The organism is Rhizobium sp. RCC_161_2 (assembly GCF_041355235.1).
In the GTDB taxonomy this organism is placed as follows: Bacteria; Pseudomonadota; Alphaproteobacteria; order Rhizobiales; family Rhizobiaceae; genus Rhizobium.
On sequence record NZ_JBFUPL010000031.1, the window covers coordinates 1 to 13284 of the forward strand.

Below are 13284 nucleotides of genomic sequence, written 5' to 3' on the forward strand. Positions count from 1 at the left end.
ATGGCAATCTCCTTTTCTGGAGATTGAATCACACACCAGCACCAACATGAACCCCGTTATGGGGACACGGCCTAGTCGGAGCTACTTTGTGGCTTCGACGCATCGCGTGTCGAAGAAGGTTTAACGAACAACGATCTTTCCCTTCGAACTGCCGCAGTGAGCAGGTCAACAGTCTTGCGAATTCGGGCATGACGCCGAAGGTCTTCGTGGACCGACAGCCAGTAGCTGCGGCGCAAGAGGAACGACGACTGCAAGACCGGAACAAGCAGGGGTTTTCTCGCAGCAAGATAGGCCGGCAGAACGCCCATTGCCAGACCGCTTTCAACCATGGCGCATTGGGCGATGATGCTGGTACTTGCGAACCGCACAGCAAGCTTCAGATCCGGAACGTCGAGATAGGCAAGCTCCTTCGTGTGGAGAAGCCCAGCGATGTAGCCGCAGAGCGTGTGGCCGGTCAGATCCTCCAGCGTCTGGGGAATGCCGTTTCGCCCGAGATAGGCACGGGTGGCGTAAAAGCCCAACGCATAATCGGTCAGCTTGCGTGTCGCCAAGCTGCCTTCTTCCGGGCGATCGAGTGTAATAGCGATGTCGGCTTCCCGGGACGAAAGCGAATAAGTCTGAGGTAAAGCAACAAGCTCAATGTCAAGGTTTGGATAGTCCTGCATGATGGCCGCAATCCGTCCGCCGAGGTAGCCTATGCCCAGCCCCTCCGGCGCACCGATCCGCACGCGGCCCGTCATGCCGGTTGTCTCGGCACCAAGACCGCCGATCTCCCGGAGGATGATCGATTCGAGTTTGGCGGCGGACCATCTGAGCTCTTCGCCCGCCGGCGTAATGCGCAATCGCCGCCCAGCCCGTTCGAAAAGCTGAACGCCCAAGCTTTCCTCAAGCTTGGAAAGACGGCGGCTGATGGTCGAGTGATCCAATGCAAGTACCTGTGCAGCATCGATAATCCGGCCGGTGCGAGCGACGTGCAGAAATACCCTGATATTGTCCCAATCCAAATTTCAGCACTCCTTTTTGCACACGCTATGTGCTTTTGCGTGCCTTGTCTTCAACGGCGTCGCCAGTAAACCGGTGACATATCGATCAAAAGATGGAGAGACGCGATGGAGGGGGATTATGACTACATTGTCGTGGGGGCCGGGACGGCAGGGTGCATCCTTGCAAATAGGCTCTCTGAGAACCCCGGAAACCGCGTGCTGCTCCTTGAGGCCGGCGGCAAGGACAACTGGATCTGGTTTCATATACCCGTCGGCTATCTTTTCACGATCGGCAATCCCCGCTCCGACTGGATGTTCAAGACAGAAGCGGAAACGGGCCTGAACGGTCGTTCGCTGTCCTACCCGCGCGGCAAGGTCATCGGCGGATCCTCCGCGATCAATGCGATGATCGCCATGCGCGGACAGGCGGCGGACTATGACGGTTGGTCGAACCTTGGTCTTCCCGGCTGGGGGTGGCAGGACGTCTTGCCCCATTTCCGGCAGATGGAAGATCATTTTATGGGGGAAAGCGCGCATCACGGCACAGGCGGCGGCTGGCGCGTCGAGGCGCCGCGTCTCTCCTGGCCAATCCTTGATGCCGTTCGGGAGGCCGCGGCCGAACTCGGCGTCCGCAAGGTCGCGGATTTCAATACGGGCGACAATGAAGGATCCGGCTATTTTCACGTCAATCAGAAACGCGGTCGTCGGTGGTCTTCGGCAAGGGGTTTCCTGAAGCCGGTTCTGGCTCGGGCGAACCTTCGGCTTGAAACCGGTGTTCTTGTGGACAGGCTTGTCATCGAGAACGGGCGGGCAACGGGAGTGCGCTATATCCGCGACGGCGTCTTGAGAACGGCGGCTGCCAGAGGCGAGGTCGTGCTGAGTGCCGGTGCCATCGGCTCTGTCCAGCTGCTGCAACGCTCGGGGATCGGGCCGGCGGAGTGGCTTTCGGCCGTGGGCATCGAACCGGTTCTCGCGCGGCCCGGCGTGGGGCGCAATCTCCAGGATCATCTGCAGCAGCGCGCCGTCTACAGGATCAGCGGCGCTCGCACGCTGAACGAGACCTATCACTCGCTTTTGCGTCGTGGGCTGATGGGGCTCGACTATGCCCTGCGCCGCCGTGGACCGCTGACGATGGCACCGTCCCAGCTTGGCCTGTTCATGCGCTCCGATCCGTCGCATGATCGTGCCAACATCCAGTTTCACGTCCAGCCCTTGTCCCTCGACAGGTTCGGCGAACCGTTGCATCGTTTTCCCGCGATCACCGTCAGCGCCTGCAATCTGAGGCCGACGTCGCGCGGCGCGGTGCGGCTGCGCTCAGCCGACCCCTATGCGCCGCCGCTCATCGCCCCGCACTACCTGACGACAGAAGAAGATACCGGGGTGGCCGCGGACGCTATCCGCGCGACACGGCGGCTGATGGCACAGCCTGCGTTGAGACCGTACCGGCCAGAGGAAGTTCTGCCAGGCGTTGCCATCGGCGACGACGAGGCATCGCTGGCCAAGGCCGCCGGCGATATCGGCACCACCATTTTCCATCCGGTCGGAACCGCGAAGATGGGTCTTGCGGACGATCCGGCGTCCGTCGTCGATGCACGCCTGCGCCTTCACGGGATAGCGGGTCTTCGCGTGATCGATGCGTCGATCATGCCGACGATCACCTCCGGCAACACCAATACGCCGACGGCGATGATCGCGATGAAAGGTGCTGCGATGCTGCTTGAGGATGCACGCAAATAGCCTTGCATGGCTTTTCGTTCCGCTATTGTCACCGGACACGGAAACTGACATCATGTTCTCGCAGGCTTCAACGGGCCGCTGATAATCCATGAGCAGGGTAGCTCTCGACCGGAAACGGGCGGGAGCTTTTTTATTTTTTGGTGGGCAATGATGCATTCAGAAAGTTGGCGGGTCGGTGTGCTGTTCTCCGAAACGGGTGTGACGGGGGCCGTGGAAACAACCCAGAGGGCCGCGACCTTGCTGGCGATCGACGAAATCAATGCGGCCGGCGGCGTGCTCGGCCGAGCGATCGAACCCGTCGCCTATGATCCCCAATCGACGCCCAATCTCTACAAGGAACTCGCGGTCAAGCTTTGCGACGAAGACCGTGTCCGGGTCGTTTTCGGTTGTCATATGTCGAGCACCCGCAAAGCCGTTCTGCCCGTCATCGAGGCCCGTGACGCACTGCTGTTCTACCCGACGCTCTACGAGGGGTTCGAATACTCCCGTCACTGCATCTATACGGGTGCAGCCCCCAACCAGAACTCCGTCCAGCTCGTCGACTTTCTGACGAAGCATTATGGAAAGCGGGTTTTCCTTGTGGGTTCGAACTACGTCTATCCTTATGAATCCAATCGGACGATCAGCGACCTCTTTCTTCAGCTGGGCGGACAGGTGCTGGACGAGATGTATGTTCCCCTGAACCTCAAAACCGAGGACGTCGCCAAGATCATCCGGCATATTCGTGCGGCACAGCCGGATGTCATCTATTCGACGATCGTCGGCGACGGCATCATTCCCTTCTATACGGCGTTCAAGGAGGCCGGGTTCGATGCGGCGACGATGCCGATCTCAAGCCAATCCACCAGCGAGGCGGACGTGATCCGCATGCGGCCGGAGGTGGCCGAGGGGCATATCACCGCAGCCCCCTTCTTCGCGTCTCTGGATACACCCCGTGCCCGCGCTTTCGTCTCGGCTTACGAACAGAGATACGGCCTGCAGATGCCTCCAACCGCGCCGGCTGAAGCGGCCTATTTCCAGGTTTATCTCTATGCAGCGGCTTTGCAGCGCGCCGGCAGCGACAGGCTGGAGGAGCTTCTCCCGGCTCTTTACAAGGTAGAGTACGATGCACCGCAAGGCGCAGTGAAGATAGACCGGCTAACGAACCACACGCATCTGTGGCCAAGAGTTGCAAGGGTGAATGCACAGGGCAGCTACGACATCGTCTATGATCCGTCGCTGCGAGTGGCGCCAGACCCGTTCATGCGCGAATATCGCCCGGACTTGACGCAGGCTTTCCCGCATCGTGTCCAGGTTTGAGAAGGAGCGACGATGTCTTTCGCCCTTCTCAGAGATTTGCGGGATCTCAAGGTTCTGGTCATCCATCCCCGGACATCCGAGGGAGATTTTCTCGTGGATCACCTGCGCCGTATCGGTTGTACAGTCAGTTGCCTCTGGCCGGTGCCGCCTGAACTGCCACACGGCACGGATGTCGTCTTCCTTGCCATAGAAGACGAGGCGCGACCGGAAATCGAACGCTTGTTGAAGTCCTTTCCCAATCCCGCCCCGACCATGCTTGCCATCGTCGGTTACGAAAATCCATCGACGTTGCAGATCGTACTGGAAAGCGGCGCGCTTGCCATTGTCGAAAGACCGATCAAACCCTTCGGCCTGCTGACCAATCTGGCCATCGCCCGCAACCTGTGGCTCGAACGCCAGAAGCTCGTCAAGGAGGCACGCAAGTATAAGCGCAAGGTTCTGGGTGACCAGAAACTGGCACGGGCAAAAGCGATTCTGATGGCCAACCGCGGTACCAGCGAGACCGAGGCCTACCGCGAAATGCGCGAGCAGGCGATGGCCCGGCGCGTGCCCATCGATGAAATCGCCAATTCGATTATCAACGCCGAACAGCTCTTGCGCCCAACCCAAAAACATGATTAATTTTTAACGTGTTTTGAATAAACACCTCCGGCACATCCCTTCGTTTCACGAAGCCATGTGCCGCTGTTGCACGCGGCGCAGCCGTGATGCGGTGATGGCAAGGGTGCCCGCAGGCTGTGACAAGCCTCGCGGGATTTTTGTTGTCTGCTGACAGTGACGTCAGCCCTCTATCCCATTTTTCGGCATGAGAGCCTCGCCGTTCGGTGGGCAGTGCCGCCGTGTGCGCCAATCAAAAAAAGGGGAACCAAGATGGTGTTCAACAGACGTGAATTTCTGAAAACCGCAGCGACCGCTTCCGCAGCACTCGCCCTGCCCGCTCTGGGCAGCCGCGCCTTCGCAGCCGATGCCATCAAGGTCGGCGCGCTCTATTCGCAGACGGGCGGGCTTTCGGTTGCCGAAAAGCTTCTGGCAAACGGCGTCATGATGGCCGTGGCCGAAATCAACGCGGCCGGCGGCGTGCTCGGCCGGCAGGTCGAGGTCGTCGTTGAAGACGGTGCTTCCGATCCGAAGACCTTCAGCGAAAAGGCCTCGAAACTGATCCTCAAGGACAAGATCTCCACCATATTCGGCTGCCACACGTCGGCCAGCCGCAAGGCCGTGCTGCCGATCTTCGAACGACGCGGCGCAATGCTGTTTTACCAGACGCATTATGAAGGCTTCGAATGCTCCCGTAATGTTGTCTATTCCGGTGCAGTTCCGAACCAGCAGCTCTCCAATTACATTCCCTGGATCGTGGAGAAACTAGGCAAGAAGAAGTTCTTCATCGTTGGCTCGAACTATGTCTATCCGCGCGAGATGGCGAAGGTTTCCAAGAAACTCATCGAGGCGGCAGGGGCGGAATGGGTGGCGGACGAATATCTGGAACTTGGCCACTCGGAATGGGCGGTTATGGTCAGCAAGATAAAGGAGTCCGGCGCGGACGTTGTTCTCTCCAACGTTGTCGGCGACTCGATCATCGCCTTCTATCGCGAATTCAAGAACCAGGGTCTGTCGCAGGAGACAATCCCGATCTGCGCGACAGTGACATCCGAAATCGAAATCGCGGCGATGGGCGCCGAATATGCGGCTGGAAGCTACACCTCCTTCCCCTATTTCATGTCGATCGACACACCGGCGAACAAGAGCTTCATCGACCGCTTCAGGAGCTTCGTCAACGATCCGAAAGCCGTCACCTACCACTCGCTCGAAGCCGCCTATTTCCAGGTTTTCCTGTGGAAGCAGGCCGTCGAAAAATCCGGCGATCTTTCCGCGGACGCGATCAGGGCCGGCATTCGTGGCCAAACCTACGAAGCGCCCGGCGGCAAGGTGACCACCGACGCCGACAACTTGCATTGCTGGCTGACGCCGCGCATCGGGCAATGGCAGGCGGACGGCCAGAGCAAGGTGGTGAACGCCTACCCGGCGCCGATCAAGCCTCTGCCCTATTCGGCCTATGGCGAGACGGAGAGCAATCTTTTCTGCACCAGCAATGGTCTCGATGCCGCAAAGCTCAAGGGCTGACCCCTCCCCGCGTCGTCCCGCCATCCATGGATGGCGGGATCATCTCTCGGTAAGGCCGGCCTCCCCTCTTCTTCCGCAAGCTGCCATCAGGATGGGCAAGGCGCAGGAGAGTTCGGCCCGCCCTTCTCACGAACGGTGGCGTTATGCTCGACATTCTCTTTATCGGCCTCAGTCTCGCCTCGATCCTTCTTCTGGTCGCGCTTGGCCTTGCCATTACCTACGGCGCCATGGGCGTCATCAACATGGCCCATGGCGAAATGGTCATGATCGGCGCGTATGTCGCCGTCCTCTCCGGCATCTGGCTGAAAGCAAGTCTTCTGCTCGCAATCCCGCTGGCCTTCGTCGTGACCGCCCTGCTTGGTCTGGTGATCGAGCGGTTGGTCGTCCGGCGGCTTTATGGCCGTCTGCTGGACACGCTTCTCGCCACCTGGGGGATCGCCATCCTCCTGCAGCAGGCCGTGCGGCTCGAATTCGGCCTGTCCTTTTTCGGCATTCATGTCGAAGGTCTTGGGGCAGGCCTGCAGAACGTCGCGGTGCCTGCCTACCTGCAGGGCACGTTCAGGCTTGCCGGCGCCAACATCAACGCCTACCGCACCTTCATCATCGCCGTTACCGCCGCGCTGACACTGGCGACATGGTTCATTCTCTACCGGACGGCGGCCGGCATGCAGGTTCGCGCCATCATCCGGAACCCGAAAATGGCCGGCGCCTGCGGCATCGACGTGAAACGCGTCAACGCCATGACCTTCGCTTTCGGTTCCGGCCTTGCCGGCGTCGCCGGCGTCATGATGTCCGGCTTCAAGACCGTCTTTCCCGACATGGGCACGACAATGGTCGTCGATGGCTTCATGGTTGTGGTGACCGGCGGCGTCGGCAGCCTTTTCGGTACAATCCTGTCGTCTGGGCTTCTTGGCGAAATCAATGCGCTGGTCGCCATCGGCACGAACGACATCCTGGCGCGTGCCGTCGTGTTCGGCGTCGTCATCCTCGTCATTCTCATCAAGCCCAGCGGGCTGTTCTCGTTCAAGGGGCGCTGACATGAGCATCGAACGAAAATTCCAGGTCGTCGCCTATGTGCTTTTCATCGCCGTGATCTTCGCAGCGCCCGTTTTCGGCGACGAATTCTGGCTGAACCGCATATCGAAATATCTTGTCTACGGCATGCTGGGCGTCGCCATCGCGCTGACATGGGGATATGCCGGTATTCTCAATCTCGGCCAGGGGCTATTTTTCGGTCTTGGCGCATACATGCTGGCCATGTCGCTAAAGCTGTCGAGCCTGACCAGCCTGCAACAGGGATCCGACAAGCCGGTTCCGGATTTCATGCTCTGGAATGCCGAGCCGGGCGCGCCGACCGAACTTTGCTGCATCAACAAGGGCTCCTTTCTCTGGCTTCCCTTTCAAAGCCAGTCAGTGGGGCTTGTGCTCGGCATCGTGCTTCCGGTGGTGATTGCCGGCGCACTCGGCATGCTGGTTTTCCGCAAGCGCATTTCCGGCGTCTTCGTCTCGATCATCACGCTGGCGCTGGTTCTGCTCGTCCGTCTCGTCATGGTCGATGCGCAACCGGTGACGAACGGCTTCAACGGCCTTACGGATCTTGGCTGGCTGACGATCGGCGGCATCGAATTCGACCCCTACAGCAGGGCGACCTATTATCTGTGTGCGGCATGCCTGTCGCTAACGCTCATCGGTGCCCGTCTTATCGTGGAAACCCGCGCGGGCATGATCCTGCAGGCGATCCGCGATGATCATGTGCGCGCCCGCTATCTTGGCTTCGACGTCTCGCTCTACCAGGTGTTCTTCTTTGTCATTTCGGCCGGGATCGCCGGCGTTGCCGGCATGCTCTACGTGGTCGTCGCAGAATTTGCGTCCCCGACATTCATGGACCTGTCCTTTTCCGTGACGATGGTGGTCTGGGCTGCCGTCGGCGGCCGCTCCTCCCTGCTTGGTGCCTGCATCGGCGCGATCCTGATCAACATGATCGAGGCCGAGGTCAGCGAGACTGAAGCACTGGTCGAGGCGTGGAAAGCGATCATCGGTCTCATCTTCGTGCTGGTCGTCTTGTTCATGCCGCGCGGTCTTGGCGGCGTTGCGCATGATGTGCTGCGATGGTTCGTTCGTCGACGCAAACCTGGCAAGGCATTCCCGGCCTTGCAGCAGCAAAACGAGGCATTGTGATATGAGCGCCATCGCATTGACCATCGACGGTCTCAGCGTCGACTTCGGCGGTTTCCGAGCCGTCAACAATGTCAGCATCACCGTCTTCGACGGTGAGTTGCGGGTGCTGCTCGGCGCAAACGGAGCCGGCAAGACAACCTTGATGGATCTGGTCAGCGGCAAGACCCGCAGCACGCAGGGCAAGGTCTTCATCTACGACACCGACATCACCAACTGGCCCGAACACCGCATCGCACGCGCCGGCATAGGCCGGAAATTCCAGATCCCCAGCGTCTTTCGGGACCTTACCGTGCGACAGAATCTGGAGGTCGCCAATTGCCGCAACCCTTCGGTGCTTGCCAATCTACGGTTCGGTTTTTCGCGCGCCGAGACGAGCCGTGTGGACGACGTTCTGGCGCTCACGGGCCTCGAGGCCGAGCATGGCATGATGGCCGCCTATCTCAGCCACGGCCAAACACAGTGGCTGGAACTCGGCATGCTCATTGTCCAGGATCCCAAGGTGGTTCTACTCGACGAGCCGACGGCCGGCATGACCCAGGCGGAGACCCGAAAGACCGCCCAGATCATCAACAATCTCAAAGGTCGCCATACGATCCTCGTTGTCGAGCACGACATGGGGTTCGTCCGCGAAATCGCCGAACGCATCACCGTTCTCCATCTCGGAGAGGTTCTGGCGGAAGGAAGCGTCGAAGATATCGAGCGCAATCCGAAAGTCCGTGAAGCCTATCTCGGTTCGAAAGGAATATCCTGATGCTGTCATTGAAAGACGTGCACAGCTATTACGGCCGCAGCCACATCCTGCACGGCGTCACGCTCGATATCCCGGCCGGCAAGGTGACGAGCATCCTCGGCCGCAACGGTACCGGCAAGACGACGCTGTTGAAAACCCTGATGGCATTGACCGACCGCATGACGGGCGAGATGTGCCTGCAGGGAAAAGACATCGCTTCGTCCCCAACGCATATGAGAGCCCAGGCCGGTATCGCCTACGTCCCGCAGGGCCGGGAGATCATCCCCGATTTTACCATCCGCGAGAACATCCTGATGGGTGCCTTTGCCCGCAGCGATTGCAAACGCGAAATCCCGGCGATGGTGCCGGAGCTTTTTCCATACCTGATGGCCAATCTTGATCGACCGGGCGGCGTGCTTTCGGGCGGCCAGCAACAGCAGCTTGCCATCGCCCGGGCGCTTGCCGCCGACCCCAAGGTTCTTCTTCTTGATGAACCCAACGAAGGCATCCAGCCATCCATCGTCGAGGAGATCGAAAAGATCATCATCCGGCTCAATCGAGAGATCGGCATGACGATCATCCTTGTCGAGCAGAACGTCGCCTTTGCAAGGCAGGCGTCTCACCGATTCGCGATGTTGGAGAAGGGAGGCGTGGTTGCAGCTGGCGCCATCGACACGCTCTCCGACGCGCTTGTTCATCGCCATATGGCTGTCTGAAACAGCCGGGCATCCATTCACAGATACAATGGGAACGACAATGACATCGACACAAACCTACACCGCGGCCACCATCCAGTTCGAGCCGACCATGTTCGAGAAGGTGCGCAACATCAGCCGGCTGGCAGCCCTTTGCGAAGAGGCAGCAGCGGCAGGCGCGCGCCTGATCGTCACTCCCGAAATGGGCACGACCGGCTATTGCTGGTTCGATAGGGCCGAAGTGAAACCTTTCGTAGAGACAATTCCCGGACCAACTACGGATGTTTTTCAGGCCATTGCCAGCAAACATCGCTGCTATATCGTCGTCGGCATGCCTGAAGTCGATCCGGCGAGTGAACTCTATTACAACACCGCCGTCCTGATTGGCCCAGAGGGCGTCGTTGGCCGGCACCGCAAATCGCATCCCTACATCGCCGAGCCGAAATGGGCCGCCAACGGCGATATTGTCCACGAGGTCTTCCAAACGGAGATCGGCCGGATCTCGATGCTGGTCTGCATGGATCTGCACTTCTTTGAGACGGCGCGGCTGGAGGCTCTCGCAGGTGCCGACATCATCTGCCATATCTCCAACTGGCTCCAGGAGCGCACCCCGGCACCCTACTGGATCAACCGCGCCTTCGAAAATGCCTGCTATGTCATCGAAAGTAACCGGTGGGGGCTTGAGAGAACCGTACAGTTTTCCGGCGGAAGCTGCGTGATCGATCCAGGTGGCACGGTCGCCGCATCCATCGATACGGGCGACGGGATCGCCTATGGCACTATTGATCTCGCTCTTGCCCGCCGTCGCGAGGTCCTGTGCGAACCGGTCTTTGAGTCCCGCCGGCCCGAGCTCTACATGAACATGATGACCAACAGCTTCACCTGGAACCCGGGTGATTACTTCCGCCTCTATGGTTATCAGCCGATACCGCGTGGACGCGTATCTCGTGCCGCCGTCGCCCAGTTCGCCCCCTCCTCCGTCGTCGCCGACAATCTCGCCCGCATCGCCGATCTGGCAGCCGAGGCGAAGGCAACAAAAGCGCCGGACATTCTGGTTTTCCCGGAACTGTCGCTGACTGGACTGGAAGCCCCGCAAAGCCGGGCGGAGCCGCTCTCAGGTCCGACGGTATCGGCCTTCGTTCGTTTGGCGATGAAGCTCGGTTTCTATCTTGTCGCCGGATTTGCCGAGGCGGATGGGGACAACGTTTATAACAGTGTGGTTCTCGCTGGCCCCGAGGGACTTGTGGGAAGCTACCGCAAGACGCATCTCGGCATTTCCGACAGTTGGGCGACGGCCGGCGACGAATGGAAAGTCTACGATCTGGCGATCGGCCGCGTCGGTCTGGCGATCGGCCACGACGCGCTCTATCCGGAAGCCATCCGTTCGCTCGCGTTGTTGGGATGCGACGTGGTCGCTTGCCCATCAGCCATAGCTGGCACTTTCACCGGCAGCCACAAGGGCACTAAAATTCCGCACAACTATCCGATTCCCAAGGGCGCCGATCCCTATCACTGGCATGCGTTGCGCGTGCGCGGCGGCGAGAACAACGTCTATTTCGCCTTCGCCAATGTCCTGGATGTGGCGCGGGGATACCTGGGCAAGAGTGCGGTGTTCGGGCCGGATTCCTTTGCCTTTCCGCGCCAGGAATCGGCAATCCTGGACGAGGACGGGATTGCGGCAGCAACCGTCGACACCACCAATCTCGAAACACCGTATCCGACGAACATCGTCCGGCGAAAGGATCTTGTCGTCATGCGCCAGCCGCATCACTATCAGCCGCTCGTCAAATGGCATCAGTGAGAGACCGGCAAGATGTCCACATTCACATTCGCGACCGTCCCGCAGATTATCGCAGGACCGGGTTGCATCACGAGGCTTTCGGAGCTGACGAAAACCCGGCTTGGACCGCGCGTCATGGTGATTTCGGACGATGGGGTCGTCAAAGCGGGGCTCGTTCAGCCGGCCCTGGCAAGCCTTGCGGACGGCGGCGCTGAAATATCGATCTTCACCGGTGTTGTCGCCGACCCGCCGGACGCCATTATTCATGCGGCTGTGGCGCAGACGACCGGTTTCGGCGCCACGGGTGTACTTGGCATCGGCGGCGGCTCGTCGCTTGATGTCGCAAAACTTGTAGCTCTGCTCTGCAAAAGCAAGGAAGCGCTCGATGATATCTATGGAGTGGGCAAAGTCAGCGGGCAGCGCTTGCCGCTGGTGCTTGTGCCCACAACGGCAGGCACCGGCTCCGAAGTCACACCGATTTCCATCGTCACCACGGGCGCATACGAGAAAAAAGGCGTCGTATCGCCAGTCCTACTGCCGGATGCGGCGCTTCTCGACGCGGAGTTGACCCTCGGCCTGCCTCCAGCCGTGACGGCTGCAACGGGGATTGACGCCATGGTGCACGCCATCGAGGCTTTCACCTCCGCGAGTGCAAACAACAATCCGGTTTCCCGTGCCCTTGCCAAGGAGGCTCTTCGGCTTCTCGGGGCGAATTTAGAGGTCGCAGTGATGAAAGGAACCGATGTGGCCGCCCGGCAGGCGATGCTGCTCGGCGCGATGCTGGCCGGTCAGGCCTTTGCCAATTCGCCGGTCGCTGCCGTCCATGCTCTCGCCTACCCGATCGGTGGCCGCTATCACGTTCCGCACGGCCTTTCCAACAGCCTGGTTCTGCCGCACGTGCTGCGCTTCAACGCGGCGGTGTGTGGTGATGCCTATGCCGAACTGGCGCCGTGCCTCTTTCCTCATCTCGGGCCTGCCGGTCAGGCCGAGCGGCTTTCCGGTTTTATCGAAGGACTGGCATTGCTGCCTATACGCCTGAACCTACCCGTACGCCTGCGCGATGTCGGAATTCCCAGGGACGGACTGCCTCTGCTAGCTGAAAGCGCAATGGAACAGACCCGGTTGCTGGTCAACAATCCGCGGACGGTGTCGCTGTCGGATGCCGCCAGGATCTACGAAATTGCTTGGTAAATCGTGCTGAATGCATTGCGTAACACGGGAGGAAATCGACCGGTCGCCTTGATGGGATGCGAACCGACGACGCCTTAGTCAGGCTGGCTAGGTTCTTGATAGGGCAGGCAGTTTACGTTTCTCGCTGAATAAGAAATCGCCCATGTCGCCACGCCATCGACGGCGCGGTAGAGGTACATCCAGCACCGTCATTTGTCGAACAGTTTGAAATCTTGGCCGCGTAAAAGTGGAGCAGAAGCCTTTCCGCGTCTCAACTTCGAGTTTGCGACAGAGTCAATTTGTAAACCGGCTTGGAACGCTGACCCCGTTGAAAATACCGTCAACGATTTGGAAATATTAGAAATTAGGTCACCTGCGGGGGGCATGATCGACATCCGTCGTCACCCCCTCTTAATCCGAAAAGCTGAATTTACTTCAACAACTTAAACATCCTCTCGAAGGGGTCATTCTTCGATGCTTTTTCACATTGGCCTGGATTTCGAACCCAGAACGCCGATCAGCCGCCAGTTTCTGACGCATCTGCGCATCGAGGCGCTTAAGTCTCGTGAGCTCGGCGAGGGTACGTTCGTG

Annotated in this window: 11 protein-coding genes; 10 read left to right on the top strand and 1 reads right to left on the bottom strand. The window is 59.6% G+C overall.

Annotation, left to right across the window (positions count from 1 at the left end; translation table 11 throughout):
* Positions 1–71: 71 nt before the first annotated feature.
* Complete coding sequence (locus AB6803_RS32675) at positions 72–1004, bottom strand: LysR family transcriptional regulator (RefSeq protein WP_371112726.1); 933 nt, start codon at positions 1002–1004, stop codon at positions 72–74.
* Between the two features lie 105 nt (positions 1005–1109).
* Here AB6803_RS32675 and AB6803_RS32680 point away from each other — a divergent pair, with 105 nt between their 5' ends.
* The 10 genes from AB6803_RS32680 (at position 1110) to AB6803_RS32725 (ending at position 12714) form a co-directional block, all read left to right on the top strand.
* The gene (locus tag AB6803_RS32680; RefSeq protein ID WP_371112727.1) at positions 1110–2720 is read left to right on the top strand and encodes a GMC family oxidoreductase; all 1611 of its coding nucleotides are present in this window, start codon (positions 1110–1112) and stop codon (positions 2718–2720) included.
* 147 nt (positions 2721–2867) lie between these two features.
* Positions 2868–4019 (top strand): transporter substrate-binding domain-containing protein, encoded by a 1152-nt coding sequence (locus AB6803_RS32685; protein WP_371112728.1) that lies wholly within the window; start codon positions 2868–2870, stop codon positions 4017–4019.
* A 12-nt stretch (positions 4020–4031) separates the two neighbouring features.
* On the top strand, positions 4032–4640 hold the full coding sequence (locus tag AB6803_RS32690) for an ANTAR domain-containing response regulator (protein WP_371112729.1): 609 nt from the start codon (positions 4032–4034) through the stop codon (positions 4638–4640).
* 249 nt (positions 4641–4889) lie between these two features.
* The gene (locus AB6803_RS32695; RefSeq protein WP_371112730.1) at positions 4890–6140 is read left to right on the top strand and encodes a transporter substrate-binding domain-containing protein; all 1251 of its coding nucleotides are present in this window, start codon (positions 4890–4892) and stop codon (positions 6138–6140) included.
* Positions 6141–6283: 143 nt separating this feature from the next.
* The gene (urtB, locus tag AB6803_RS32700) at positions 6284–7177 is read left to right on the top strand and encodes an urea ABC transporter permease subunit UrtB (RefSeq protein WP_371112731.1); all 894 of its coding nucleotides are present in this window, start codon (positions 6284–6286) and stop codon (positions 7175–7177) included.
* A 1-nt stretch (position 7178) separates the two neighbouring features.
* The gene (urtC, locus tag AB6803_RS32705) at positions 7179–8318 is read left to right on the top strand and encodes an urea ABC transporter permease subunit UrtC (protein ID WP_371112732.1); all 1140 of its coding nucleotides are present in this window, start codon (positions 7179–7181) and stop codon (positions 8316–8318) included.
* A 1-nt stretch (position 8319) separates the two neighbouring features.
* The gene (gene urtD, locus AB6803_RS32710; RefSeq protein WP_371112733.1) at positions 8320–9069 is read left to right on the top strand and encodes an urea ABC transporter ATP-binding protein UrtD; all 750 of its coding nucleotides are present in this window, start codon (positions 8320–8322) and stop codon (positions 9067–9069) included.
* Positions 9069–9764 (top strand): urea ABC transporter ATP-binding subunit UrtE, encoded by a 696-nt coding sequence (gene urtE / locus AB6803_RS32715; RefSeq protein ID WP_371112734.1) that lies wholly within the window; start codon positions 9069–9071, stop codon positions 9762–9764. The genes urtD and urtE overlap by 1 nt, the downstream gene beginning before the upstream one ends.
* A 28-nt stretch (positions 9765–9792) precedes the next feature.
* Positions 9793–11544, top strand: coding sequence for a nitrilase-related carbon-nitrogen hydrolase (locus AB6803_RS32720; RefSeq protein WP_371112735.1), 1752 nt, complete (start codon positions 9793–9795; stop codon positions 11542–11544).
* Positions 11545–11556: 12 nt separating this feature from the next.
* Positions 11557–12714: an iron-containing alcohol dehydrogenase gene (locus tag AB6803_RS32725; protein ID WP_371112736.1), complete on the top strand. Its 1158-nt coding sequence runs from the start codon at positions 11557–11559 to the stop codon at positions 12712–12714.
* Positions 12715–13284 lie beyond the last annotated feature (570 nt).